This is a genomic window from Ignavibacteriales bacterium, from assembly GCA_016214905.1.
In the GTDB taxonomy this organism is placed as follows: Bacteria; Bacteroidota; Ignavibacteria; order UBA10030; family SZUA-254; genus PNNN01.
Map to the genome: position 1 here is coordinate 367,184 of JACRMQ010000006.1, position 26,087 is coordinate 393,270.

Annotated in this window: 24 protein-coding genes; 22 read left to right on the plus strand and 2 right to left on the minus strand. The window is 41.4% G+C overall.

The features are described from left to right. Positions 1-29 precede the first annotated feature (29 nt). From HZB59_05430 to HZB59_05525, 20 genes are all read left to right on the plus strand, one after another. Positions 30-2,438: a DNA translocase FtsK gene (locus tag HZB59_05430; GenBank protein ID MBI5020858.1), complete on the plus strand. Its 2,409-nt coding sequence runs from the start codon at positions 30-32 to the stop codon at positions 2,436-2,438. Further along, positions 2,438-3,088, plus strand: coding sequence for an outer membrane lipoprotein chaperone LolA (lolA, locus tag HZB59_05435; GenBank protein MBI5020859.1), 651 nt, complete (start codon positions 2,438-2,440; stop codon positions 3,086-3,088). Before HZB59_05430 ends, lolA begins: the two co-directional genes overlap by 1 nt. 27 nt (positions 3,089-3,115) lie before the next feature. Beyond that, positions 3,116-4,162 (plus strand): flippase-like domain-containing protein, encoded by a 1,047-nt coding sequence (locus tag HZB59_05440; protein ID MBI5020860.1) that lies wholly within the window; start codon positions 3,116-3,118, stop codon positions 4,160-4,162. Between the two features lie 54 nt (positions 4,163-4,216). After that, positions 4,217-4,852: a peptidyl-prolyl cis-trans isomerase gene (locus tag HZB59_05445; protein ID MBI5020861.1), complete on the plus strand. Its 636-nt coding sequence runs from the start codon at positions 4,217-4,219 to the stop codon at positions 4,850-4,852. A gap of 26 nt (positions 4,853-4,878) precedes the next feature. Next, on the plus strand, positions 4,879-5,913 hold the full coding sequence (holA, locus tag HZB59_05450) for a DNA polymerase III subunit delta (protein ID MBI5020862.1): 1,035 nt from the start codon (positions 4,879-4,881) through the stop codon (positions 5,911-5,913). Positions 5,914-5,953: 40 nt separating this feature from the next. Then, positions 5,954-6,613: an SPOR domain-containing protein gene (locus HZB59_05455; protein ID MBI5020863.1), complete on the plus strand. Its 660-nt coding sequence runs from the start codon at positions 5,954-5,956 to the stop codon at positions 6,611-6,613. A 227-nt stretch (positions 6,614-6,840) separates the two neighbouring features. Next, complete coding sequence (locus HZB59_05460) at positions 6,841-7,074, plus strand: hypothetical protein (GenBank protein MBI5020864.1); 234 nt, start codon at positions 6,841-6,843, stop codon at positions 7,072-7,074. 470 nt (positions 7,075-7,544) lie between these two features. Continuing rightward, positions 7,545-8,762: a T9SS type A sorting domain-containing protein gene (locus HZB59_05465; protein ID MBI5020865.1), complete on the plus strand. Its 1,218-nt coding sequence runs from the start codon at positions 7,545-7,547 to the stop codon at positions 8,760-8,762. Between the two features lie 183 nt (positions 8,763-8,945). After that, complete coding sequence (locus HZB59_05470; protein ID MBI5020866.1) at positions 8,946-9,500, plus strand: hypothetical protein; 555 nt, start codon at positions 8,946-8,948, stop codon at positions 9,498-9,500. A gap of 292 nt (positions 9,501-9,792) precedes the next feature. Continuing rightward, positions 9,793-10,017 carry a 50S ribosomal protein L31 gene (rpmE, locus tag HZB59_05475; protein ID MBI5020867.1) on the plus strand — a complete coding sequence of 75 codons (225 nt, stop codon included), beginning with the start codon at positions 9,793-9,795 and terminating at the stop codon, positions 10,015-10,017. Between the two features lie 78 nt (positions 10,018-10,095). Then, positions 10,096-11,346 (plus strand): GlmU family protein, encoded by a 1,251-nt coding sequence (locus HZB59_05480; GenBank protein ID MBI5020868.1) that lies wholly within the window; start codon positions 10,096-10,098, stop codon positions 11,344-11,346. Continuing rightward, on the plus strand, positions 11,343-12,740 hold the full coding sequence (rsmB, locus tag HZB59_05485) for a 16S rRNA (cytosine(967)-C(5))-methyltransferase RsmB (protein ID MBI5020869.1): 1,398 nt from the start codon (positions 11,343-11,345) through the stop codon (positions 12,738-12,740). Before HZB59_05480 ends, rsmB begins: the two co-directional genes overlap by 4 nt. A 17-nt stretch (positions 12,741-12,757) precedes the next feature. Further along, the gene (locus HZB59_05490) at positions 12,758-13,987 is read left to right on the plus strand and encodes a zinc-binding dehydrogenase (GenBank protein MBI5020870.1); all 1,230 of its coding nucleotides are present in this window, start codon (positions 12,758-12,760) and stop codon (positions 13,985-13,987) included. A gap of 132 nt (positions 13,988-14,119) precedes the next feature. Continuing rightward, the gene (gene acpS, locus HZB59_05495; GenBank protein MBI5020871.1) at positions 14,120-14,494 is read left to right on the plus strand and encodes a holo-ACP synthase; all 375 of its coding nucleotides are present in this window, start codon (positions 14,120-14,122) and stop codon (positions 14,492-14,494) included. Then, on the plus strand, positions 14,491-16,194 hold the full coding sequence (gene acsA / locus HZB59_05500; GenBank protein MBI5020872.1) for an acetate--CoA ligase: 1,704 nt from the start codon (positions 14,491-14,493) through the stop codon (positions 16,192-16,194). The genes acpS and acsA overlap by 4 nt, the downstream gene beginning before the upstream one ends. A 55-nt stretch (positions 16,195-16,249) precedes the next feature. Then, a complete protein-coding gene (locus HZB59_05505) occupies positions 16,250-16,504 on the plus strand; it encodes an acyl carrier protein (GenBank protein ID MBI5020873.1) in 255 nt (84 codons plus the stop codon). Between the two features lie 9 nt (positions 16,505-16,513). Continuing rightward, the gene (locus HZB59_05510) at positions 16,514-17,761 is read left to right on the plus strand and encodes a glycine C-acetyltransferase (protein ID MBI5020874.1); all 1,248 of its coding nucleotides are present in this window, start codon (positions 16,514-16,516) and stop codon (positions 17,759-17,761) included. 110 nt (positions 17,762-17,871) lie between these two features. Further along, a complete protein-coding gene (locus HZB59_05515) occupies positions 17,872-19,083 on the plus strand; it encodes a glycine C-acetyltransferase (GenBank protein MBI5020875.1) in 1,212 nt (403 codons plus the stop codon). Positions 19,084-19,286: 203 nt separating this feature from the next. After that, positions 19,287-20,375, plus strand: coding sequence for an iron-sulfur cluster carrier protein ApbC (gene apbC, locus HZB59_05520; GenBank protein ID MBI5020876.1), 1,089 nt, complete (start codon positions 19,287-19,289; stop codon positions 20,373-20,375). A 158-nt stretch (positions 20,376-20,533) separates the two neighbouring features. Further along, a complete protein-coding gene (locus HZB59_05525; GenBank protein ID MBI5020877.1) occupies positions 20,534-20,782 on the plus strand; it encodes a NifU family protein in 249 nt (82 codons plus the stop codon). A 79-nt stretch (positions 20,783-20,861) separates the two neighbouring features. Here HZB59_05525 and ftsE read toward each other — a convergent pair whose 3' ends face one another. Both ftsE and pdxA read right to left on the minus strand, forming a co-directional pair. Continuing rightward, complete coding sequence (ftsE, locus tag HZB59_05530; GenBank protein ID MBI5020878.1) at positions 20,862-21,524, minus strand: cell division ATP-binding protein FtsE; 663 nt, start codon at positions 21,522-21,524, stop codon at positions 20,862-20,864. Between the two features lie 2 nt (positions 21,525-21,526). After that, positions 21,527-22,525, minus strand: coding sequence for a 4-hydroxythreonine-4-phosphate dehydrogenase PdxA (pdxA, locus tag HZB59_05535; GenBank protein ID MBI5020879.1), 999 nt, complete (start codon positions 22,523-22,525; stop codon positions 21,527-21,529). Between the two features lie 267 nt (positions 22,526-22,792). On the opposite strand from pdxA, the gene HZB59_05540 reads away from it, so the two are divergent. Together HZB59_05540 and HZB59_05545 are read left to right on the plus strand one after the other, a co-directional pair. Next, positions 22,793-24,628, plus strand: coding sequence for a hypothetical protein (locus HZB59_05540; protein ID MBI5020880.1), 1,836 nt, complete (start codon positions 22,793-22,795; stop codon positions 24,626-24,628). A gap of 20 nt (positions 24,629-24,648) precedes the next feature. Further along, complete coding sequence (locus tag HZB59_05545; GenBank protein MBI5020881.1) at positions 24,649-26,058, plus strand: T9SS type A sorting domain-containing protein; 1,410 nt, start codon at positions 24,649-24,651, stop codon at positions 26,056-26,058. The last annotated feature ends 29 nt before the right edge of the window (positions 26,059-26,087 follow it).

Genomic DNA, 26,087 nt, shown 5'->3' on the forward strand with positions numbered 1-26,087 from the left:
TCATCCGAAAATCTGATGAAAGAGTGTTGATGGCTGACCGTGTAAAACAAAACTCGACAGGGATTTCTAAGAAATCCCAGAAGAAACGAACGGCAGACAGGCGCAAACACATTTTCGCGATCATCGGGATGATGATCGGTGTACTTATATTTTTAAGTATACTCGGTTATTCATTCTCCGATGAAGCTATCCTCGATGAGCTTTCCTTCACCGATATATTTCGCTTACCATTCAATTCCTCGGTAAAAGCATTAGCATCCGGTATCAGGAATTGGTTAGGATTATTCGGCGCTTTTACAGCAGATTATTTCATCAATTCTACTGTAGGTTTTGTATCAATCTTATTCCCGCTATTGATTGTTATTTGGTGTTGGGTATTCCTTCGAGCAGCGGAATCTAAGAAACTACTGACCTTGACGAATTATCTTTTTCTCTTTTCACTTTTATTTTCCACAACATTCGGAATTACGAATTTGGTGATCATCGATTTGCCAAAAGAATGGAGCGGCATAGTAGGTGCGTATCTTGCGGATATTTTTGTGAAATTATTGGGAAGAGTCGGTGCTCCTATTGTGGTTGTTACCGCATTTTTTATCACAATCGTTCTTGCAATCGATCTCGATATTCATAAATCTATCGAAAGAATAAAAGTATTGTGGCTGGCTCTCTTCAATCGGAAGGCAAGCGACGGCTCGTTGCCGATACCGTCGGAAGCTGAAACTGAAGTTTCGATCAACAAAAACGAGGAAGAGTTTACTACGGAAATTATCCCACAGGAAGAGGATGAATTAGATAAGATAGTTTCGGAGGAGGAAGAAGAGATTGAAACGGAACAGGAGTTGGAAGAAGAGCAAGATGAACCGCCGATGAAAATCGTTGAAATGGATGATGAACCGGATGCGGAAATTGAATCTGAGGAAGTTAAAATTCCTGAAGCGGTAGAGGATGAAGAAATCGATTATGTTTTTCCTTCAATTGAATTGCTCGATGCTCATCGTCAGGGAGATATTATTCCTGAGGAAGAATTAAAAGCGAACGCTGAATTGGTGCGGGCGAAGTTGGCTAATTTCGGGATTGAAATAGAGAGTGTTAGTGTTACACCCGGACCCGTGGTAACATTGTATGAGCTTGTTCCTGCATCCACAGTGAAAATTAGCCGTATCGTAAATTTATCGGATGACCTTGCGCTTGCGTTGGCTGCTAAAGGGATTCGAATTATGGCGCCAATTCCGGGTAAAAGTGCCGTAGGTGTCGAGATACCAAATAAAAATCCGTCACTCGTTTCTTTGCGATCTGTCTTGAACTCGACGAAGTTCCGGGAGATGAAAGCAAATCTACCCATCGCGCTCGGGAAAACAATTTCGGGTGATGTTTATTCGGACGATTTATCTAAGATGCCTCACTTGTTGATAGCCGGCTCAACCGGTTCAGGGAAAAGTGTGGGGATCAATACATTCCTCGCGAGTCTTTTGTTCCGTCTACATCCTTCCGATGTAAAGTTCGTAATCATCGATCCTAAAAAGATCGAGTTGACACCATACAAAAAATTGAAGAATCATTTCCTCGCGGTCTCACCCGATATCGATGAAGATATAATCACCACACCCGAAAACGCGGTTTTCGTTTTACGCAGCGTGGAACTGGAGATGGAAAAACGTTACGATCGATTGGCAGCCGCCGGCGTGAGAAATATTCAAGATTATAACGAACGGTTGAAAGCAGGGAGATTAAAAAACACCGAGACAATCGTTCATCGTAAAATGCCTTATCTGGTGGTGGTAATTGATGAACTTGCCGATCTCATGATGACCGCCGCACGCGAAGTGGAAGAACCGATTGCGCGCTTGGCGCAAATGGCAAGAGCGGTCGGAGTGCATTTATTATTCGCAACACAGCGCCCGTCGGTGGATGTTATCACCGGCGTGATCAAGGCAAATTTCCCCGCGCGTATCGCTTATCAGGTTGCGACGAAAACTGATTCCCGCACTATTCTTGATATGAACGGTGCCGAACAACTTTTAGGCAGCGGTGATATGATATATATGCCGGCTGGAGGTCAAAAACCATCGCGTATTCAGAATGCTTATGTTTCAACCGATGAAGTTGAACGATTGACCGAACATGTTGGGCGCCAAAAAGGTTATAGCAAACCATTCCAGCTCCCATCAACTCTCGAGCGTAAAAAATCCGGTGCACGTGGTATGTCGGATAGCCGTGATGAATATTTTGAAGAAGCAGCGCGTTTGATAGTCAGGCATCAGCAAGGTTCTGTATCATTGTTGCAGCGCCGGCTGAAAGTCGGATATTCACGAGCCGCCCGATTAGTTGACGAGCTTGAAGCGGCCGGTATCGTGGGACCGTTTGACGGCAGTAAAGCTCGAATGGTTCTTATTGAAGATGAACAGCAACTCGATAGACTTTTTAAGGATATTTTATAATGAAACTTATCTATCTAAATAAAATATTTCGGATTGCAATTCTAACTTTAATTATCATCTCTAATCTGATGGCTGGAGATGATGCAGATAAGATTCTACGAAACATACAGAAGAAATACGAATCATGGAATGATGCCACAATTTCGTTTACACAACAAGTGTTATTCGCTGTAACTAAATCGGAGCAAACGTTTGATGGAAAACTTATTGTAAAAAAAGGGAATAAGTACAGAATTGACCTCGAACAACAATTGATAATCACCGATGGGAAAACCCTTTGGAACGTTAATAAGACTAACAAACAGGTAATGATCGATAATTACCGTGACGATCCGAAATCGATTACACCCGAAAAAATGTTGACCAATATACCGAAAAATTACAACGCGACATTGTTGAATCGCGATGAGGAGGGGGGGGCGGATATTGCGGTTTTAAAATTACTTCCCAAAGAAGAAAGAAGTTCATTCCGTTCGATTAAAATGTGGGTAGACGAAGATAAGTCGGTATTAAAAAAAATCCAGATAATCGACGCGAGTAAAAACACGATAACTTACACAATCAATAATCTATTCATTAACTCCGGCTTAAAAGAAAATTCATTTTCATATCAACCACCTGACGGTTATGAAGTGATAGATTTACGGTGAATGAACCTCCTATAGAAACAACATTTTATGAATCAAAAACTGAAGACATATCTGCAATACGGATTTAGTGTAATACTGACCGGAGTGTTTCTTTATTTTGCTTTCAGGGGAACAGACTTTGCTAGTCTGATCGAAATTTTATCTCGGGCAAATTACTGGTGGGCATTAGCAATGATTCCCATGTTGGTCATAAGCAATCTTTTCAGAGCATGGCGGTGGGAATACTTATTAAGACCGGTTAAGAAGGGGATTCGGTACAGAAATCTTTTTTCATCGATGATGGTTGGTTACATGATGAACAACGTTCTACCTCGTGTGGGTGAGCTTGCGCGTCCGTATGCGATCGGAAAACTCGAAGGTATCTCGCGAAGCTCCGCTCTCGGTACGGTTTTCATCGAACGCATCTTCGATATACTTTCATTCATGGTCGTGATCGCATTAATTCCGTTATTCTATAGCGGTCCTCTCACACAAGTATTTCCGTGGCTTGAAGAAACGGGTATCTGGTTGACGGTAATCTCATTATTATTTCTTCTGATCTTCACCTTCTTGATGATGCGCAGAGATTATGTTGAAAAAATGCTCCGATTCATCACGCGCCACATTTCACCTAAAAAGGGTAAGCTCGTAGAACATATCGCGCATTCATTCCTGGATGGATTTTTATTTTTGAAAGAACCGCGGCATTATTTCATGATCGGAATATTGAGCGTTCTAGTCTGGGTGTTTTATATCATCATGGTATTTCTTCCGTTCTACGCTTTCGGAATGGTTGAGCAATATTCACTCGATCTCGCCTCCGCATTAGTCGTGCAGGCGATCTCAACAATCGGATTCATTCTTCCGACTCCGGGCGGAACCGGTTCTTATCATTATTTCACAATTCAAACGCTTACAAAACTTTATAATGTGAATGAAGAAATAGCACGCAGTTATGCTACCGTTACCCACGCGATCGGTTTTATCGGGACGATGGCGATAGGAATTTATTATTTTATAAAAGATAAATTACATTTCGGAGAAGTTGCCCGGCGTGATATAACAAACGACATGAATTCAACATCCGGCAAATAGACGCGCAAATTTTTAACAATTTAAAACATATTCTCAAACAAAAGGAGATAAATAATGAAATCAATAATCATCACCGTTGCTGCCATCATCATTGGAGCAGCGACACTTTTTGCACAACAATCGAAAGCTACAAAAATGGATCAACCAAAAGGAAACCCGATCGTTATCATGAAAACTTCAATGGGCAGCGTTAAAGTTGAATTATTCGAAGACAAAGCGCCGATCACCGTAAAAAACTTTTTAAGTTATGTTGATGAAAAATATTTCAACGGAACTGTTTTTCACAGGGTCATAAAAGGATTTATGATACAAGGCGGCGGTTTCGAAGCCACAGACCCGATAAAGCAGAAACCGACAAAAGCGCCGATTAAAATTGAATCGGACAACGGTTTGAAAAACGATCGCGGCACTCTAGCTATGGCTCGCACCAACGATCCGAACAGCGCAACCAGCCAATTCTTTATCAATGTGGTTGATAACGCGTTCCTCAACTATTCATCAGGAAATCCCGGGTATGCGGTTTTCGGTAAAGTGATTGAAGGAATGGATGTTGTGGATAAAATCCGTACAGTGAAGACCGGTAATTTCCCCGCGGTATCTTTATATCAGGGAAAAGAAATTAAACAGCAAATGCAGGATGTACCCGAAACGAAAGTTGTCATCGAATCAATTTCCCGCCAGGGGAAATAATTACCGGTTGATTTATCGGATCGATCATGAGTAAAGCACCGTCAGAGCGATTGAGTCTCAGCGATCTTGAAAAATTGTTCCGTCAGAAACAATTTGCCCCGATCTATTATTTTTGGGGTGAAGAAGATCTGTTGATCAAACAGGCAATCGATCTGATAATAAAATATTCTCTCGACGAATCGATAAAAAGTTTCAACCTCGATATAGTCGGGCAAGAAAAAGTGGATGCTAAAGATATTGTTTCTTTGGCATCCGCTTTCCCGATGATGGCAGATCGCCGTGTTGTTATTATCAAAAATCTCGGATTGGTTGAAAATCAGGAACTTCTGCTGTCGATTATTGATAAGCCGGTGCAATCCACAATTCTTGCAATCGCGGGTGAAAAGCTTGATATGCGGTTGAAGCTTTCCAAAGCCATTCAAACGAACGGGGTTGTTGTAGAGTTCAGGCAATTGTACGATAACGAAATCCCAATTTGGATCAACAAGAAAATATCTGAGCGGGGCAAATCTGCCAACATGGATGCCTGCAATCTGATTCAAACACATGTCGGCAGATCACTGAGGGAAATTCAAAACGAGATAGATAAGCTGTTCATTTATGTCGGGACGAAACCAACGATAGATTCTGATGATGTCAGCGCGGTTGTAGGTGTATCAAAAAAATATAACATCTTCGAGCTCCAAAAAGCGGTGGGAAGAAAAGATATCGCAACCAGTTTAGAAATTTCCGAAAAAATGCTCGATGCCGGCGAATATCCGGTCGGGATGATCGTTATGCTCACGAAATATTTCGAGCGGTTATGGACGATTCGCGATTTTATTGAAGGCAAGATGAATAAAGATGAATTGATTAAAACCCTCCGAATGAATCCGAGACAGTTACCTTTTTTGGAGGAAGATATTAAGATTGCGCGTTCATTTTCATCATCCGAGATTGAGCGGTGTTTCGCGATATTGCTTGATGTGGATGAGAAATTAAAAAGTACCGACACGAATCCGAAATTGTTATTCACGATAATGTTGTATAATTTCATCAATAGTAAAATGCTGCTTAGATGATCTAAGCAAAAGCATTCTAAATCATTAATGGAAGTTAAAGATGCCGTTGAACGATAATACAAACGAGGAAGATCTCGAATCCGAGAAACCGGTATATCAGCCGATACTTCATAAGCCGGAAAAAGATTATAGCTTAATAAAAAATATTGTCATCGGAGTGGGGATTGTTGCGATAATAGTTGCTGTTATTTTTTTCACATATCAGCAATTGGTGAAAAGCGATACCGAGATTACAAGACAAGAGATATCGTTAAGCGATAACTCTATAAATTCCTCTGTGCCTGATCAATCGATAACCGAACGGAGTGCGCCAACCGTCGATACGATTAAACAGCAAATCAAAGATGAAATAAAAGAATCAGTTCCCGAAGAAACTGGGAAGCAAGAAAAACCTGTAATTGCAAAAGAGGAAGCCAAAGAGCAGATCCATAAAGAAAAACCGGCGGTAGAAAAATCCGGAAGCGATGACGGAGTAGGAAGGTACACAATTTACGTTGCATCGTTCGCAGAAAAAGCAGGCGCGCGTTCAAAGGCGGGCGAGTGGGAGGAAAACGGTTTTGATGCACGTATTTTAGAGGCACGCGGAAGGTACAGGGTAGCTATCGGGCGATTTAAGACCGAAGTTTCCGCGCGGAGATTTGTTTCTGAAAACAGGGAAATTTTCGGAAGCGAGTATTGGGTTTCTAAAACACCGAAGTAGTTTATGTGCGGCTCACCTCCATTTAAGATTCAAATGTGCAGGTGAGTCGCACTTCCTTTCATCATTATATTACCACCCCTTTCGTCAGTGTTTTACAAAAAGTTCTTTAATGTCACTCCCGCATGTTTTAAGCGGGAGTCCAGTGCCCAGATATTAACAGAATTCTGGATTCCCGATAGAAGCATTCGGGAATGACATTGCTTTTTGATTTTTAGACAGCCTTAGTGATGGGAGGTCAAATTCAAAATGGTAATGCTACCTATCCCGTTCGCAGTTGCGACGATCCCGTTCGCAGGTGCGACGATTCCGTTAGCAGTTACGACGATCCCGTTCGCAGTTGCAACGATGCTGTTCGCAGTTGCGACGATTCCGTTCGCAGTTACAACGATTCTGTTCGTAGTTACGACAATCCCGTTCGCAGTTATGACAATCCTGTTCGGGATTGCGACGATCCGACATAGGATTATGCCCAAAACGATCTGTTTTTGAACAAAGCGATTTTAATCCCTCAAAATTATGCAATAATTGAGGATGTTAAAAAATGATTGATTTAGGGGGTAATGAAAAACGATGGGAGAAACAAAAGGATTTAAGACCCTCCGAGAAATAATAATAAGAAGTTGAGTAGAAAGGCGAAACATAGCTTGACAATAACCGACCAGTTTTGTAATTTGCATAACACGATTTTGATGGGTTGAAACAAGGGAACTTACGCTTATGGATTTGGTGGATAGAGAGAATGAATGTTTGTAGTGCGTGAGTATGATGATGAGCTTTTCGAGAAAAGATAAATATAAAACACCTGATGAAAAATATATGTTACTTAAATCCGATAAATAATGGATAATCTAAAAAAAATAAAAACGCAATATTGCGAAATTACAGATGTTCCGCAGCCATTTGTTCACGACTGATAGCGCGAGAAAAATCGATGAACATGATGACAGTTCTCTTAACATTCTTTCTACTCGTTAGTCAAGCGAGTGTTTGCGATGCGCAGTGGGTACAATCTTCAAACATCAATAGCAGTTTTGTCAGCAGCTTTACCAGCAAGGATGCAGATCTGTTCGCTGGTACGTTTCTGGAAGGAGTATTCTTTTCAACGAGCAGCGGATCAACTTGGACTGCGGTTAACGATGGCATAACCACTTTGCGCATTCGTAGTCTTGCTGCGAGCTCGATGAATCTCTTCGCTGGAAGTGAAGGCGGAGGTATCTTTCTGTCAACCAATCACGGCACACAATGGACTTCCATCAATACGGGTCTCACGAATACAAGTGTACGGGAAATAGCCACCAGCGGGGTGAATCTTTTTGCTGGAACTGATGGCGGGGGAGTCTTTTTCTCCTCGAATACCGGGGCTAACTGGATTCCGGCGAATACAGGTCTTACAAGTCTTTACATCGAGTCGTTTCTAATTAACGGCACAGATATATTTGCAGGTACTTCCGGCGGTGTATTCCTTTCGACCAACAATGGTACAAGCTGGGTTCCTGTCAATAATGGGCTCACCAGTCCCGGTATAAACGCTCTTGCAGTGTCTGGCACGAACCTCTTTGCCGGAACGAATTCTGGGATATTCCTTTCAACCAACGATGGCACAACCTGGACTCCGGTTAGTGCAGGATTGACAACGACAAGTATCGAGGCTCTCGCAACATGCGGTACAGACGTTTTTGCTGGCACTTTCGGCGGTGGTGTGTTCCTGTCTACTAACAACGGCACGAGTTGGAATGCGGTAAATGCTGGTTTGCCAGCAAATGCAATTATCCTTAGTCTTCTAGTTAGCGACAGTACCCTTCTTGCAGGTACTGGTGGCTCTGGCGTTTGGCAGCGGCCCCTGTCGCAAATGATAACCAGTGTTCCAAGAAACGATGAGGCGCCTCTGCAATTTAGGCTCGAACAAAACTATCCAAACCCGTTCAACCCAAACACAACAATCATATATCAACTCTCAACACAAAGCCACGTTACACTCAAAGTCTTCGATATACTTGGCAGGGAAGTTGTAACGCTTGTAAACGGAATCGAAGAGCCAGGTTACAAATCGGTGCAGTTCGATGCAAGTAAATTATCAAGCGGGATATATTATTACCGACTGCAAGCTGGCAACTATATCGAAACAAAAAAATTATTATTAATAAGGTAAAGAGTAACCGCAGATAACGACAACCAAAATATCTCGATGTAATCCCTTTGGCAAACCATTGCTTTTTAAATATATTTCGTCGACGGGAAAAACTTCAATGTTTGTCTCCCGCTTTCGGTGAGATCCGCACATCCTGTTTTTCCTGCTCAACGTTAGCCACAAGCAGGCTTAGGAGTGACAATAATGATAATTAGGATAAGAGATATAATCAAAAAAACAGGTTTGGTTGTGTGCCTCCTAATACTTTTAGCTTCATGCAATCCTGATCACGTGAATGTCGATCCCGGGCCATTGGAGAGCTATACATTTGCCAACAACCAAATACAGATATGGGCTGATAGACGCCACGTTATGATTGACTCTTCTTTTCACATCATGCAACAGTGCAGACCGTTATACTCAGGAAAGGGTGTCATAGAATTACAATTGCTTGGCGGGGGCAGAACAGTGTTCATTGATTCTCCTCTCAGTGACACTTTGCCAAACACGGATCAACATAGTACGGTCCCTGTTTTGTTTATTGCAAACAACGATTTTATGCAGTCGTGGACTGTACGGCTCCATAGTCCTGGGAATACCAGCTATGGGTTCGAGGGATACGTGAGAATGGATTCCATTTTAATCGGTGCTGGATATTATAGTATTGACTCGGAAGAAGCAAAGAGCATTGCACCGATCGGACATCGATTTCGTGCGTGGGCTTATACTCATGATATGTTGATCATTGAAACTCCTTGAACAATTTAATAACAGTATACCTGCGGCTCACAGCATTAGCAACAACATTCCCTTTATGACTAAGATAAATTGTAGGGGTCGGCTCAATATGCCACCTTCAGTGGAAATTGATCACTAATAGTTCGGCGGTACACTGCGTTGCTACTGCACACGTTTCCGCAACCATTCGTTCTCCTCATAACGCGGAAGATTAATGATGATCATAAAATCTCAAAAATACTTTTAATCCTTGCGAATCTTGGGGATTCTTCGTATATTATTTCAACATTTTGATACAGAATTGGAGTTTTTAATGAAAAAAGGTATTCATCCCCAATATAAAAAATCGGTTGTTTCCTGCGTTTGCGGGTCAACTTTTGAAACACGCTCATCAGCCGGAAACCTGAAAATAGAAATATGCGATAAGTGTCATCCATTCTTCACAGGCAAACAGAAGCTAATGGATTCTGCCGGACGTGTTGAACGCTTCAACAAGAAGTACGGCAAAAAAACACAAGAGGCGCCCGCAACAGCGTAAGGGGAATTCACATCTCATCACAATTATTAAACGGAATTCTGAGGAATCGGGATTCCGTTTTTTCTTTTAAGTGATCCTATGCAGATAACTATCTTCGAAGACGAATCTTATAAAAACTTCCTTCCGCTTGTATACCTCAGACCGGTTTACGATCTGCGGTGCGGCGCATTCACTCTCAGGGAAAAATTTGAGAAATATTTTTCTCCTCATAAAATTAATTATGATATGAGAGCAGAGTTGTTTCATCTCTATAACCAAAACAACTCCTCTAAAAATATTAATCAAATCCCTAAAGATGATACCTGGTTTGTTAATGGGAGAGTTGTTGCAAACTCCATACTGAAAAAACATATAGTAAACTTACCTAAAGAAGAAAAAGTTTTAATTAACGGAAAAGATATTGTAGCGGTATTTCTGAAAAAAGAATCACTGAAACAATTCGATCAAGAAAGTGGTACTCTCAGCAAAAACCGATTTGAGGGTTTGCGGACTGAAAAGGTGGATGTTGATACAGTATCGTACCCGTGGGATCTGGTTCATAAAACTTCAGATGAAATAATCGCCCATAGTGCTTTTCTCAAGAAAAAGAAAAATAAGATTGAAGGAAAAGTCAATAGTGGTGTTCATCTTTTGAATCGTAAAGATATATTCATTGGCAAAAATTCCATAATCAAACCGGGCGCAGTACTTGATGCCGAAAAGGGACCTGTCATCATCGGCAATAATGTAACTGTTATGTCGAATGCTGTTATTGAAGGACCCGCATTTGTGGGCGACAACTCTGTTATAAAGATTGGCGCAAAAATTTATCACGGCACATCGATAGGCGAATGGTGCAAAGTTGGCGGCGAAGTTGAGGCATCGGTGATTCAATCTTATTCAAACAAACAGCACGAAGGATTTTTAGGTCATTCTTATTTAGGAAGCTGGGTGAATCTGGGCGCCGATACGAACACAAGCGATTTAAAAAATAACTACAGCACGGTGCGTGTACAAATCGATGGTAAAACAATTGATTCAGGTCAGCAATTTGTAGGATTGACTATCGGCGATCATTCTAAATCAGGAATCAATATGATGTTCGATACGGGAACGGTTGTCGGTGTTTCATGTAATTTGTATGGAGCGGGACTTCCGCCTAAATCGATTCCATCTTTCGCGTGGGGCGGTGATAAATCATATCAGGTATATGATATTGAAAAGAGTATAGAGACAATGAGAAAAGTAATGGCGCGAAGGAATGTTGTAATGTCGGATCATTATGAAAAACTTGTGAGAGAGATATTTATCAGCACGATGAAAGATAGAAAGAATTTTGGTTTAAAATGAATTCAGAAACTCGGGAATCAGTCAACACCGATCCGCCTGTAGCAGAGATCCAAACGCTGTATGCCGGTCCGCGCGGAACTGCTGTAAAAATATTGAATCGGGTTGAACGCACAGATTCTTATTTGGATAAATTATTAGATGTAGAACTTCGATCTAAAGATATATCGGATTTGGATAAAAGTTTGCTCGCTGAGATTGTGCATGGCGTATTACGTTGGCAGGGGAGATTGGATTGGGTTTTGAACGGATTCACACATGGTAATTTTTCCAAATCCGAGGTAAACGTGCGAAACGCACTCAGGGTTGCGCTTTACCAAATCTTATTTTTAAATCAGGTTCCGCATTATGCCGCTGTAAATGAAGCAGTCGAATTTATCAAGCGTATCCGCGGAGATAAATTCTCAGGTTTTGTGAACGCGGTTCTGCGCAACGTCATCAGAACGCTTGATGGAATACATTATCCGAATCCCGATGAAGATTTAGCCCAGTATCTCGCGGTTTATTATTCGCATCCTCTCTGGATGGTGAGAAGGTGGCTTCCGCGTTTCGGAAAGGAGGAGGTTGAAAAACTTCTAACGGCGAATAATGAGATCCCGGGTTTGACGCTGAGAATCAATAAAATGAAAATCACACCCGCCGAATTTTTATCGCTTCTTGAAAAACAAAATGTACAATTTCAAGGATCAACATATATCGATTATTTTGTAAAAGTTAGAAGTCTTTCCGGAATATCACAAATGAATATTTTTCAGCAAGGATTTTTCACGATACAAGATGAGAGCGCGGCATTACCTGTTTTGCTTCTTGATCCGCATCCCGGAGAACGGGTGATAGATATGTGCGCTGCCCCCGGCGGTAAAACAACTTTTATCGCAGAGACGATGAAAAACGAGGGAGAAATTTTAGCTGTAGATAAATACGATACGAAATTAAACATGTTAAAGATGAGTTGCGAGCGGCTTGGGATTCAAAATGTTCAACTTCTTGTGGCAGATTCGACAACGATTGACACTCAATTAGCCGACCGGATTTTAGTGGATGCGCCATGTTCGGGATTAGGAACGCTGCGGAAGAAACCCGATATAAAATGGAAGCGCGAACCTGAAGACATAAAGCGAATGGTACGGCAGCAATACGCGCTCCTGGAAAGCGCGGCGCGCATGTTAAAACCGGGGGGTGTTCTTGTTTACAGCACATGTACCACGGAACCGGAAGAAAATTCTGAATTAGTGAAATCGTTTATCAATGCCCATCCTGAATTTTCTATTGAATCTGCGAGTGATTTTGTTAACAAATCTGTCGTGAGCGCAGAAGGATTTATCGAAACAATGCCGCACAGGCACCAGATCGATGGTTCGTTTGCCGCACGGCTTCGGAAGAAACAATCAGAATAATAATTAAAGGAAATTTCATGAAAGCGGTTATTAAGCCAAAGCCACAAATGTATCAGGCGTGGCAAAAAGGTTTTCAGCTTGTTGAGCGCGAAATCCCTGTCGTTAAAAATTCAAATGATATTCAATTTAAAGTTGTCGCTGCCGGCATATGCGGCACTGATGTTGGAATTTATAATTCAAAAGATTCACTCAAGAACAGCATGGCGAATATTTCACCGGAAGGTGTAACGATTGGTCATGAATTTTGCGGAAGGATTACCGATGCCGGAGTGAAAGCGAAACTGCGACTGGCTGATCAGGTGATTCAAAAATCAAAAGAGTACAAAGAAATTAAAAAGTTCGTGAAGAACCGGTCGGCAGCGCAAGTGGCGAAAGATAAAACGTTCATCGACTATCTGAACAAAAATTTCATCGCAACCGCAGAGATGCACATAACCTGCGGCGAATGCGCTCAATGTAAGCTTGGCGATTATCATGTATGCACGAAGACGGTAATTCGTGGATTGCACGGTGATGGATCGTATGCTGAATACATAGTGCTTCCTGCCGAGAATATTTTAATTTTCAAAAATGGTGAAATCCCTGAAGAGATTGTAGGATTCATGGATGCGATCGGGAACGCGGCACATACGGTACAAGTTCTCAAATCGATTGAAGGCAAAACAGTTGCTGTGCTGGGACTCGGAGTAATAGGTTTAATGTCGGTTGCGATTGCAAAAGGTGCGGGTGCGAAAAGAATTCTTGTAACCGATGCATCGCACGGTGAAAATACACATGAGAAATTAGAAGCTCTCAAATTTAAGATGGCTCGCTCGCTTGGGGCTGATGAATGTTTCGATGTTTCAATCCCGGAAGAGAAAAAAGAATTTTATAAAGTTGCCAAAGAGCAGAATCATGGCGCAGGTGTTGATGCCGTGCTTGAAATGTCCGGAAGCTATCATGCATACGACGATGCTTTCAATGTTGTCAGAATGGGCGGAGAGATCGCTCTACTAGGTTTAACCAGCGGAACGCTCCCTGTAGATTTCTCCAAGCATGTAATCTTTCCCGGTATCACAATTCACGGAGTTATAGGTAGGCGAGTTTGGTCGACCTGGGATATTATGACTGATATACTTAAGAAAGGTCTGGCCAAGCGGTTCATGAAAGCCGGTTTCGTAACTCATCAAGTCCCGTTAGTCGATTACGATAAAGGTTTTCAAGCTATTATCAATGGAGATGCTCTTAAAGTTTTATTACGACCATAGAATCGGATTATTCGTGATCATCTATGAAGTTTTATCGCTTTTAGTTATATTGTAGGCACTATCAATGTGCCGCCCACGTTCTTCAAAAATCTCTGTAATTTATTCAAAACTCAAATATTTCTCACTCGCGGGATGATAAAAAGTATCGGTATAGATATCGTGGGGATCGAGAAATTTAAGCATGTTGAGAATGATAAGAATTTCTTAGGAGAGATTCTAACCGGACAAGAAATCTCATTGATTCGAGACAGTAAAAACAGTACAGCTTATATCGCAAAAATATTCGCTCTAAAAGAAGCTGTAATGAAATCTCTCGGTTGGGGATTGACGTACGGATCATACTGGCACGATATCGAGGTGTTGGATGATGGTCAAATTAAGCTGACCGGAATCTTGAAAGTGCAGGCAGAGAAAATGCAGGTGTCAAAGATTCATAGTTCATATTCAAATTCAAAAAAATATATTACAGCATTTGTACTTCTTGAAGATTATAAGGAGAATTCATGAGTCATATAGGTTCATACGAAGAAAGATATAAATCATTTAACTGGAAACAGTCGGAGGAGGAATTAGAGTACGGTAAAAACGGAATGTATAATATTGGTTACTATTGCAGTGACCGAGTTTGCGAAAAGGGCAATGGTAAAAAATTAGGTTTGATCTGGGAAGGATTCACAGGTGAAGTGAAGAAATATAGTTATGATGACATCCGTGTTTACAGTAATACGATTGCCAAGTTTTTACAGGATACGGGAGTTAATGTGGGCGACAGAGTTTGCCTCTTCATGGATAAGGTCCCTGAATTGTATATCGGTTTTATTGGAATACTTAAAATGGGTGGAATTACACAGCCGTTATTTTCTGCATTCGGCGAAGAAGCTTTATTCACTCGTCTTGATGATGCAAAAACAAAAGCTATTATGATTCAAAAGAAACATTTACCCAAAGTCAGAAGGATCAAAGATAAACTTCCCAATTTGACAAAAATTATTGTGATCGATGCTGATGAAGCAGCAACGCCGCAAATAAATGAGATTCATTTCTGGATGGAAAAAGCTCCGAAGGTTGAAAAATTTGATATCGTGAAAGTCGGTCCGGAAGTGCCATCGGTCATTCACTATACGTCGGGGACAACCGGCAAACCGAAAGGTGCGCAGCATGCTCATTCATCGATTATCGCACAGTACATTACGTCTAAATGGGTTCTCGATTTACAACCGGATGATATTTACTGGTGCACTGCCGATCCGGGTTGGGTTACAGGAACATCGTACGGAATCATTGGTCCGTGGGCGTTGGGTGTAACTCAGGTTGTACTCGATGCAGGTTTTGGCGCGGAAAAATGGTATGCGTTTATGCATAAATATAAAGTTTCCATGTGGTACTCGGCGCCGACTGCCATTCGTTTGCTGATGAAAGAAGGAATAGAAGCTGTTAAGAAATATGATCTTTCAACGTTACGTCATTTGGCAAGCGTGGGTGAGCCGCTGAACGCCGAAGCAGTTGTATGGTCTGAAAAAGCATTCGGAAAAATGTTTCATGATACTTATTGGCAAACCGAAACCGGCGCGATGATGATTACAAATTACCCGGGAATGAAAATTAAACCGGGTTCAATGGGAAAACCATTCCCCGGTATTACGGCAACAGTTCTCAATACAAAAACCTATGAGCCGATCACTTCTGCCGGTATAGTCGGACTCATTGCTATCAAACCGGGTTGGCCCTCAATGATGCGCTCTTACTGGAATAACAAAACAACATACGATAGTAAGTTCAAAAACGGTTGGTATATTTGCGGTGACCGCGCAAGTATTGATAACGAAGGATACTTTTGGTTTGTTGGTCGCGATGACGATGTGATTAACACGGCAGGACATTTAGTAGGACCGTTTGAGATCGAATCGGCATTACTTGAACATAAAGCTGTTGCAGAGTCAGCCGCAGTGGGAAAACCCGATCCTGTAAATATGGAAGTAGTGAAAGCATTCATCGCTCTGAAACCCGGTTTCGATCCGAGTGGAGATATGGAGCTTGATATTATGAACTTCATAAGGAAAAAACTTTCTCCATTGGCTATGCCGCAGGAGATCGAGTTTGTCCCGTCGCTTCCTAAGACAAGAAGCGGTAAAATTATGCGCCGACTTCTCCGTGCTAAAGAGTGGGGAGAAGAAATCGGAGATACATCAACGTTAGAAAACGACTAAATAAAATTATCAATAGCTAACTGTCAATTATTAATTATCAATTATTGGAGCTACAATGTCTGAAGATATTAAGAAAATGATTATCGATTATATCAAAAAAGAATACCTCGAAGAAGATTCAGGGGTAACAGTTAATGAAAGTACGAAGCTCATATCAAGCGGAATCGTCGATTCGTTCTCGATGGTTTCGTTGAAAATGTTTTTAGAGAAAAAATTTTCCATTAAAATTCCTGATGATAAAGCGACACCCGAGGCATTTGATTCTGTGAATAACATAATGAATCTCCTAAAAGAATATACAAAAAGTTAAGGAGCAATTATGGCATATAGTGAAAAAGCAAAATCGTTTTACGATGATACTTTGAAAAATATCCGTCAGGACGGATTATTTAAAGAAGAGAGATTTATAGAATCACCTCAGGCAGCTAATATTAAAGTTGAGTTTCCACTCGGTGCACAGCAGAAACAAGTATTGAATTTCTGTGCGAATAATTATCTCGGCTTGTCGAGTCATCCTGAAGTTGTAAAAGCCGCGCATGATGGGCTTGATTCTCGCGGCTACGGTATGTCATCTGTGCGTTTTATCTGCGGAACGCAGGATATTCATCATGAATTAGAAGATAAATTGACAAAGTTCCTGGGCACAGAAGATACAATTTTATTTCCATCATGCATGGAAGCAAACGCCGCAATATTTGAAGTGATGCTTGATAAAGAAGACGCTATGATTTCTGATCGGCTCGTTCACGCTTCGATTGTTGACGGTATGCGTCTGAGCAAAGCGCAACTTTTCAATTACAAGCACAACAACATGGCTCATCTTGAAGAGAAACTTCAGGAAACTCAGAACTGTCGCTTTCGACTCATCATCACTGATGGCGTGTTTTCAATGGATGGAGATCTTGCAAAGCTCGATGAAATTTGTAACCTTGCAGAAAAATATGATGCGATGGTTATGGTGGATGATTCACACGCCTCAGGATTCATCGGAAAAACAGGCCGTGGTACGCACGAACATTTTAATGTCATGGGTCGCGTTGATGTAATTACAACAACACTCGGTAAAGCGCTCGGTGGTGCTACGGGCGGTTGTGTTAGTGGACGAAAAGGTATTGTTGATCTATGCCGTCAACGTGCCCGACCATATTTATTTTCAAATACAGTCCCGCCGGTTGTTGTTGCTGCCTCGATAAAAGTAATTGATTTAATTTCAGACACAACTGAACGACGGGATAAGCTTGAACGAAATACAAAATATTTCCGTGAGAAGATGACCAAGGCAGGACTAGACATCAAAGAAGGAGAAACACCGATTGTACCGGTTATGTTATACAATGCGAAACTTGCCCAGGACGTAGCCCGCGATATGTATACAGAAGGAATTTATGTTATCGGTTTCTTCTTCCCTGTGGTAGCACAAGGGCAGGCACGAATCCGAACGCAGATTTCTGCCGATCATGAGATCGAGCATATAGATAAAGCTGTTGCAGCATTTACAAAAGTCGGAGCAAAGTATAATATCCTCGGTAAGAAGCGCGATGAAATAATCGCGATGTATGGTATGTAAGAATTAATTTCGAAATCCTAATTCAGAAATTTTAAAATTTTAGGATTTGTCAGCCAGAGGCTGATGCACCTTTGGCGCAGATATTAGGATTTCGGTTTTTTACAAAAGTTATGTCTAAAAGTAAAAAAGTTATAGAACATTATCGGCACGTAATCGATGAATTTAAATCGAGCGATATCTGTAAAGTTGAACGGATAATTCTTTCTCCTCAATCTGCAGAGATCGATGTTGAATTTCCGAAAGGTTCTCCTTCTAAAGAAGTGTTGAACTTCTGCGCGAATAATTATTTAGGACTTTCAAATCATCCCGCGCTGGTTGATGCCGCGCGAAAAGGATTGGAACAGCACGGTTATGGGATGTCATCCGTCCGGTTTATCTGCGGTACTCAAGATATTCATAAGGAATTAGAACAAAAGGTTTCGGAATTTCTTGGGACCGAAGACACAATCCTATACTCATCATGCTTCGATGCAAATGGCGGTGTGTTTGAAGCGTTGCTTGGAGAAGAGGATGTAATTCTCTCGGATGAATTAAATCACGCTTCTATTATCGATGGTATTCGATTGTGCAAAGCCCATCGCTATCGTTACAAACACAACGATATGAACGATCTTGAGATTCATCTCAAACAGTCGATGGATAGAAGATTCAGGATGATCGCGACTGATGGTGTTTTTTCGATGGATGGTGAACTTGCAAAGCTACCTGAACTTGTCGCGTTAGCAGAAAAATATGATGCGATTTTAATGGTAGATGATTCGCACGCCACCGGTTTCATCGGTAAAAAGGGAAGAGGCACTCCTGAACATTACGGTGTTATGGAGAAGATAGATATCATTACAACAACGCTCGGGAAAGCTCTCGGCGGTGCATCGGGCGGTTGTGTATCGGGGAGTAAAATATTTATAGATGTTTTGAGACAAAAGTCGAGGCCATACATTTTTTCAAATACTGTCAGTCCGGTAGTGGTTGCCGGAACAATAAAAGCTATTGAGTTGTTGGAACAATCAACAGAGCTTCGTGACAAACTTGAAGAGAATACGAAATATTTCCGTCAAAAAATCAAGGAAGCAGGATTTGAAATTATAGATGGATTTCATCCGATTGTGCCAATCATGATTCATAATTCAAAAATTGTACAACAGATGGCGCGCGATTTATATTATGAAGGTATTTACGTCATCGGATTTTTCTATCCCATTGTTCCGAAAGGTAAAGACAGGATAAGAGTGCAGATCTCCGCGACTCATGAAAGGCATCACATAGACAAAGCGGTTGATGCGTTTACGAAGGTGGGTAGGAAGCTTGGGGTAATTAAATAATCCTCACCCTCAAGGGGTCGACTAAAAAGAAAATATTTCTGGTAGCCGCAGACTTTATGTCTGCGAAAGCATAACAGAAACGCAACCTGAAGGTTGCGGCTACCACCTAAATCTTATTTATTAGTGAACCCTGGGTAGGGAAGAGGGTTAGAATTGGGACACAAGATTTAAATATAAAATTGTACATCAATTAGAAAAAGAAAATGAAAAAACCATTAACAGAATCAAATATATTAGAAGCATTAAAAATAGTCCGCGATCCCGACTTGAATAAAGATATTGTATCTCTCAATTTTATCAAAGATATAAATATCGAAGGGAAAGATGTAAGTTTTAAAATTGAACTTACAACTCCTGCCTGTCCGGTACGCGATGAATTTAAAAAACTTGCCGAGACTGCCATTCGCAATCAAATTGAAGGAGTTGGAAATCTTGCAATCGAGATGACGGCGAGTGTTCGCGCAAACAACATCCAGCAGCATATTGATCTGCTTCCCAATGTTAAAACAACAATTGCAGTTGCAAGCGGCAAAGGCGGCGTTGGCAAATCAACGGTTGCTGTTAATCTTGCAGTTTCGCTTGCGCTTGATGGTGCAAAAGTGGGTTTGCTGGATGCCGATATTTACGGACCGAGTATTCCATTGATGATGGGAATAAATGAACGTCCAAATATCCAAAATCAAAAATTAGTCCCGCTTGAAGCGCACGGTGTTAAAGTTATGTCGATCGGATTCCTCGTTGATCCATCGCAGGCGGTGATTTGGCGAGGACCGATGGTCAGCGGTGCCGTCAAACAGTTTATGTCGGATGTGGACTGGGGTGAGCTCGATTATCTTGTATTCGATCTTCCTCCGGGTACGGGCGATATTCATCTTACACTTGTGCAGACAATTCCACTGACAGGTTCGGTAGTCGTAACAACACCACAGGATATTTCTCTTGCCGACGCGCGAAAAGCATATGCAATGTTTGAGAAGGTAAACGTTCCGGTTCTTGGAATTATTGAGAATATGAGTTATTATATATGTAACCACTGCGGAAACCGTGAAGATATTTTCCACACAGGCGGTGGAAAGAAAGCTGCCGGTGAGTTAGGTGTTCCTTTTTTAGGTGAGATACCTATTTACACTCCGATCAGGATTGGCGGAGATGTTGGTAAACCGATAGTTATATCGGAACCTGATGCTGAGCAAAGCAAAATCATCCGGCAGATTACACGGAACATGGCGGCGCAATTAAGTATTGCTCAATTATCAGGAAAATTAAATCAGAAAGTTGAGATTAGTTTGTGAGAATGTTTATTGTTTTGACCCCTTTTGTGTTTTCCCCTCATCGAGGGGAAAAGGATAGGCTGTATTAATTTGTTGAGTCGGCTTTTTGTCCCCCTTCAGAAGGGGGACGATAGGGGGTCGTATTATAAATATCGTCTAAAATATTTTAGGATTTGTACATGGAAGAACAGAAAGCTTTGACAGTAAAAGAAAAAGTAGAGATGGCACTTCAGATGTGCCGTCCGTATCTACAAGCCGATGGCGGCGATGTTGAGTTGGTTAGAGTTACAGACGATGGTATTGCCGAAGTGCGATTGCAGGGAATGTGCGGCGGCTGTCCAATGTCGCAGATGACACTGCGGGCAGGGATAGAGCGTGCTGTTCTTCAATGCGCGCCAGAGATTAAAAGGGTGGAAGCGGTGAAATGAACAGGAAATATTGCGAAGTTTGTCCAGTTTAAACTAAGTTGAACCATCACAAGGTTACTCTGATTCCTCCTTCGCAAGGTTACAAGCCCTCAATCTCACTAACCTTTCCATCCTTAATTTGAATAATTCTTCCTCCAGCTTTTCTTACAATATCATAGTTGTGTGTTGAGAGGATGACCGCAGTTCCGTGTGAGTTAATCGTTTTCATCAACTGAAGTATATCAAGCGCAGTTGTCGGATCAAGATTACCGGTTGGTTCATCTGCAAGGAGCACTATCGGTTCATTCACCATTGCTCGGGCAAAAACCACTCTCTGTTGTTCACCGCCGGAGAGTTCTTCGGGCATACTATCGCGCTTATGGCTTAAACCGACGTCGGCAAGCACCCGCAGGACACGATTACCAATTTCATTTCGTTTCACTCCGGTAACATGCAAAGCAAATGCGACATTATCATAAACATTTTTATCTTCAAGAAGTTTGTAATCCTGAAAAACAACCCCAATCTGTCTGCGTATTTTAGGTATTTCTCTTTTTTTAATTGTAGATGATGTATAACCTGCGATAGATACGTTTCCTTCGTCAGGTAAGAGATCAAAATAAACTAATTTCAACAATGTGGTTTTTCCAACACCTGATTCTCCAACCAAAGAGACAAAATCTCCAGGTTTAATGTTAAGAGTAACATCCTGGAGAATCGGTTGTGAATTGTATGAGATGGAGACATTTTCAAAATGTATCATATTTATTTTCGTTTTCTGTTTTTAATAATCTGAACGGCTAATCTTATCGCTTCAATCATGCTGGATGGGTTTGCAATTCCTTTACCTGCTATATCGAACGCTGTCCCATGATCGGGCGAAGTACGGACAATCGGTAGACCAGCAGTGTAATTGACTCCGATATTGAATCCCATCATCTTCAAAGGTATCAATCCCTGATCATGATACATTGCAAGCACTGCATCGTAATTCTTGTAAGAGTTCATTCCAAAAAATCCATCAGGTGGAAATGGACCATCGACATGAATTCTATTCCGTTTTGCAACGCGAATTGCGGGTTTAATGATATCTATCTCTTCATCACCGATCGACCCATTTTCTCCCGCATGAGGATTTAAACCGAGTACGGCGATCTTCGGATGTCGAATTCCAAAATCCCTACTCAAAGAAGAATGAACAATTGAAATCTTATCGATGATTAATTCTTTCGAAAGTCTTTTAGCAATTAATCTAACAGGCAAGTGAATGGTGGCTAATCCTATTCGTAATTTATTGGCGATGAGCATCATGCATACATTATCGGTATTGCAAATCTTCGCGAGCATTTCTGTTTGTCCGGGGAAGAGGTAATTCGCTAAATGAAGTGCTTCTTTCGAAATTGGCGCCGTGACCATTCCATCAACAATGTTTCGTTTGCAGAGTTCGGCAGCGAATGCAATTGCTTCACCTGCGTATTCACCGGCTTCGCGTGAGATTTTTCCGGATTTAATAACGGGAATCTGGAATTTCCTGAGGTGAAAAACAGGTATATCTTGAGTAGAAAATTTCCCCGGTATCGAATCTATTTCTTTAAAGTGTATCCGCTGTTTAATCCCCATCGCATAATGCTCAAAAACATCGATTGATCCGATCACCAAAGGAACACAAAGGTTTTGAACGATTTGAGAACTCAGACCCCTCAAGATAATTTCAGGACCAATTCCATTATAATCTCCCATAGTAATTGCAATTATTGGCTTCATTCAGCGGTACAAATAAATTTTAAAAAGATGAAAATTAAAAGAAAATCACAAATAATGTACAAATGCTGGTGTAGAAATCCAAAAAATCTGATATTAGCAACAATCCTCTTGACTCTAAGTGATAAGTTTCATATCTTCATGGCGATGGAGTCACTATCATCAAAGATAAAGTATTAACTATATTTACCTCTTCGGAACTGAATCAGCTCTGATGAGGTTTTGTTTTTTATTAATCAACAATATCAATAATTTAAATTAGGAGATATTATGAAAGTATTGTTTCTGTTTATGGTGGTTATTTGTCTGATCCTGAGCGGAATTGTTTATGCGCAGGTGGCAGTAACTTCACAACAAAGTTCCGGAACGGTTCAGCAAAGCGGTTCTAATCCAAAAACGATTGCTGCTGCACCCATTTATGTTCCGAACAAAATATCCTATCAGGGTTTACTAACAACCCCACTAGGTATGCCTGTTCCTGATGGATTGTACGATATTAAATTCGAACTTTTCAACGATCTTTCTGCGGGGGCAAGTCAGTGGATGGAAACTCAGACTAGCATACCGGTAAAGCAGGGAACATTCAGTGTTCTTCTTGGTTCAGTAACACCGTTACTCGGGATATTCTATCAGTCGCTATGGTTAGAGGTGACTGCAGTAAGCGGTTCAGGTATCAGTTCACCTATTACATTTTCGCCTCGCAGTGAACTCGGTTCTGCGGCATATTCTCTCGGTCCGTGGCTGCAAGATCCAAATGGATATTACTTGAATAATATCAGCGCCAGCATTGGTGCAGCTCCCGGGAATTTTTACGGCCGCGCTCTTGAAGGTCTTGATATCAAACCCGGTACTGATTTTGCCGGGGTCAGGGTCCAATCAGCGTACACTTCCGGATTTTGGGCAGATAAACCAAATGCAAGCGGACGCAACTACCTTGTGCTAACAACAGGTGGAGCAGACAGATGGAGTTTGGGAACGATGTTCAATGATAATTTTGGTATTTATAATTGGCCAAATGCCAGATATGATTTTTACGCGACGATGGATGGTCTTGTTGGTATAGGTACGAGTGCCCCGACAAAAAAATTAGATGTCAATGGTACCACCCAATTAAAAGATACGTTAATTGTTGGCAGTACAGGATCCAGTGGTAAAATTGATGTTTATCAAAACGGTTTAGCAACTCCAATGGCATCCATTGAGGAACATGTAACTTATGGCGGTAGAATTCGGTTATTTAATAACTCGGAGTATATGACACAACGCTTTGAACCGGATTTTAATGGCTCAGGAGGATTTATGTCAATCTATCGAGATATTGGTACTCCCGGTTTTGAAGTTGACGGAAATTATAATGGGACAAATAATCCCCATGTTTCCATCTACGGGTCGTCCAAATCAGCATTATTTTATATGGATCAGACAGCAGATGCATCTGTCCAATTACCGGATAGTTCTATCTCTTCATCAGAAATATTGGATGAACCGGGTATATCGAATAGCCAATCAGCATCTTTCATTAGTAATACTGCCACTGGGACTATTATTGCGATCGATTCGGTTGATATCACAATCCCGGCAGCAGGGTACATCGAGGTTACGGGTGGTGCATGGTTAAATATTAATCATGTTACAGGCACTACTACGGAAGTATGGTTAGGTATCAATAATGTAGGAGCAGCTCAAAGTACTTATCCCGGTCTCGGAGTTGTCCGGTTACCAGGTGAAATGCCAACCTCTGTTTCAGCATATGGATATCCAGGTACAACGTCAAGATTTTATTCAGTAGCAGCAGGTACTTATCGTTATTTTTTGAATCTTCGATTTTTTGGTGCAGGCACCTATGCACAAGCCGGCATGCCACATATCCGAGCAATATATTTTCCAACTCTATATGGTACTTCGACAGTTATTAGCCCAACAGCATTTTACAATCCGGATAGCAAAACGGATGGCTCTGAGCAGATTAATATTGATCAGATAAAAATATCACCTGAAGAACATTTGCAGCAATTAAAAGCAAAAGCAGCTCAACTTAAGAGTGAATTGGAAGCTACTATTAAGCAGCTAGATAGTAATGGATCTCCAAACGGTTCAGAACGATAATTAAACCGACAGGTGAAACCATGAAAACAATAATAATCATATTCACATTGCTGATCCTAAGCTTACCGCTTAGCGGTCAGTTGACCCATCCTTGGTCGGTTGCAGATGGCGGTGGCGGAAAATCCACCGGCGGAGTATTAACACTGCAATCTTCTATCGGTCAGACTGCTGCACAACGAATGGTTCATATCGATACCGGTAAGATCATGGATGGTGGCTACATCCCGGGTATACGATCTCAGGGTGGATATTGGATGATGAGTTCTGTGGTACCACAGGCATCATGGAATTTAGTCTCCCCACCGGTTCGTACTGCAGATATGAGACCAGGAGTAATTTATCCAAGTGCAGGTCCTTATGCGTACGCATATAACGGCACGTACGCAGTTGAAGATACCCTCAAAGCAGGAAATGCGTATTGGATAAAATATTCGACACCACCTCCCTCGGCATATCAAATCCAGGGTAGCGCAGTAACACGCGAAACTGTTTTTGTTTTTCCGGGTTGGACTATGGTTGGAGCTCTATCTTTCCCGATTAAAACATCGATGGTTACTCCGTTATCGCCCGTTACGTTCACAACCGTATTTTACGGATACAATGGTACGTATTTTGTGGAAGACACTCTTAAACCGGGAAACGGATACTGGGTAAAAACTTCTAACCCCGGTTATGTTGTTCTGGCTAATAGTTCTTCGATGCTTGAACCGTCTATCAAAACAATTGTTGAGAATGACGATGCAGAATCAAATCCATTATCTGCAAAAAGTCAATTTTCTTCGCTTGATGTTGAAGATAATGATGGAAATAAGCAATCGGTTCGGTTCAGTTCGTCAACTTATAAAGGTGATTTGAACAGGTTCGAGTTACCTCCGATACCACCGGGCGGAATGGATGTTCGATTTGCATCGGGCAGATTTGCCGAAGCACCGGTTGCAGATCGTGAAGGGAAGCAGGTATTTCCGCTCAGAATCAGCGGTGGATTGTTCCCGCTAAAAATAAAATGGGATTCACCGCTCGCGCATAACGGTTACATCGAGGTAACATATCAGGGTGAAAAACCGAAACAGCATTCTTTGGCTCAACAAGGATCGGTCACTATAAACGAGGATAATTTTGTCAGTGCTAAGATAATCATTCAGCATTCTGTTACGAAAGAATTGCCGAAGGAATTCGCGCTTTATCAAAACTATCCCAATCCTTTCAATCCGACAACTAAGATAAGATACGATTTGCCGAAAAATTCGATGGTGAGTCTGAAAATCTTTAATCTAATCGGACAGGAAGTATTCACACTTGTTGATGGAATGGAGGAAGCCGGATACAAAACGGTTGAGGTTAATGCGGAAACACTGCCGAGCGGAGTTTATTTCTACCGTTTGCAAACTGATGACGTAACATTTACGAAGAAATTTATACTGCTTCGTTAATCAGTCATTCAAATATATTTAAGCGGTGC

Coding starts and splice junctions, on each gene's coding strand:
- HZB59_05460 (MBI5020864.1), top strand. CDS start 6,841: ATGGGAGGTCAAATTCAAAATGGTAATGCTACCTATCCCGTTCGCAGT.
- HZB59_05515 (MBI5020875.1), top strand. CDS start 17,872: ATGTCTAAAAGTAAAAAAGTTATAGAACATTATCGGCACGTAATCGAT.
- lolA (MBI5020859.1), top strand. CDS start 2,438: ATGAAACTTATCTATCTAAATAAAATATTTCGGATTGCAATTCTAACT.
- HZB59_05455 (MBI5020863.1), top strand. CDS start 5,954: ATGCCGTTGAACGATAATACAAACGAGGAAGATCTCGAATCCGAGAAA.
- rpmE (MBI5020867.1), top strand. CDS start 9,793: ATGAAAAAAGGTATTCATCCCCAATATAAAAAATCGGTTGTTTCCTGC.
- HZB59_05465 (MBI5020865.1), top strand. CDS start 7,545: ATGAACATGATGACAGTTCTCTTAACATTCTTTCTACTCGTTAGTCAA.
- HZB59_05510 (MBI5020874.1), top strand. CDS start 16,514: ATGGCATATAGTGAAAAAGCAAAATCGTTTTACGATGATACTTTGAAA.
- apbC (MBI5020876.1), top strand. CDS start 19,287: ATGAAAAAACCATTAACAGAATCAAATATATTAGAAGCATTAAAAATA.
- HZB59_05505 (MBI5020873.1), top strand. CDS start 16,250: ATGTCTGAAGATATTAAGAAAATGATTATCGATTATATCAAAAAAGAA.
- HZB59_05430 (MBI5020858.1), top strand. CDS start 30: ATGGCTGACCGTGTAAAACAAAACTCGACAGGGATTTCTAAGAAATCC.
- acsA (MBI5020872.1), top strand. CDS start 14,491: ATGAGTCATATAGGTTCATACGAAGAAAGATATAAATCATTTAACTGG.
- HZB59_05470 (MBI5020866.1), top strand. CDS start 8,946: ATGATAATTAGGATAAGAGATATAATCAAAAAAACAGGTTTGGTTGTG.
- HZB59_05545 (MBI5020881.1), top strand. CDS start 24,649: ATGAAAACAATAATAATCATATTCACATTGCTGATCCTAAGCTTACCG.
- HZB59_05525 (MBI5020877.1), top strand. CDS start 20,534: ATGGAAGAACAGAAAGCTTTGACAGTAAAAGAAAAAGTAGAGATGGCA.
- HZB59_05490 (MBI5020870.1), top strand. CDS start 12,758: ATGAAAGCGGTTATTAAGCCAAAGCCACAAATGTATCAGGCGTGGCAA.
- ftsE (MBI5020878.1), bottom strand. CDS start 21,524: ATGATACATTTTGAAAATGTCTCCATCTCATACAATTCACAACCGATT.
- HZB59_05480 (MBI5020868.1), top strand. CDS start 10,096: ATGCAGATAACTATCTTCGAAGACGAATCTTATAAAAACTTCCTTCCG.
- rsmB (MBI5020869.1), top strand. CDS start 11,343: ATGAATTCAGAAACTCGGGAATCAGTCAACACCGATCCGCCTGTAGCA.
- pdxA (MBI5020879.1), bottom strand. CDS start 22,525: ATGAAGCCAATAATTGCAATTACTATGGGAGATTATAATGGAATTGGT.
- HZB59_05540 (MBI5020880.1), top strand. CDS start 22,793: ATGAAAGTATTGTTTCTGTTTATGGTGGTTATTTGTCTGATCCTGAGC.
- acpS (MBI5020871.1), top strand. CDS start 14,120: ATGATAAAAAGTATCGGTATAGATATCGTGGGGATCGAGAAATTTAAG.
- holA (MBI5020862.1), top strand. CDS start 4,879: ATGAGTAAAGCACCGTCAGAGCGATTGAGTCTCAGCGATCTTGAAAAA.
- HZB59_05445 (MBI5020861.1), top strand. CDS start 4,217: ATGAAATCAATAATCATCACCGTTGCTGCCATCATCATTGGAGCAGCG.
- HZB59_05440 (MBI5020860.1), top strand. CDS start 3,116: ATGAATCAAAAACTGAAGACATATCTGCAATACGGATTTAGTGTAATA.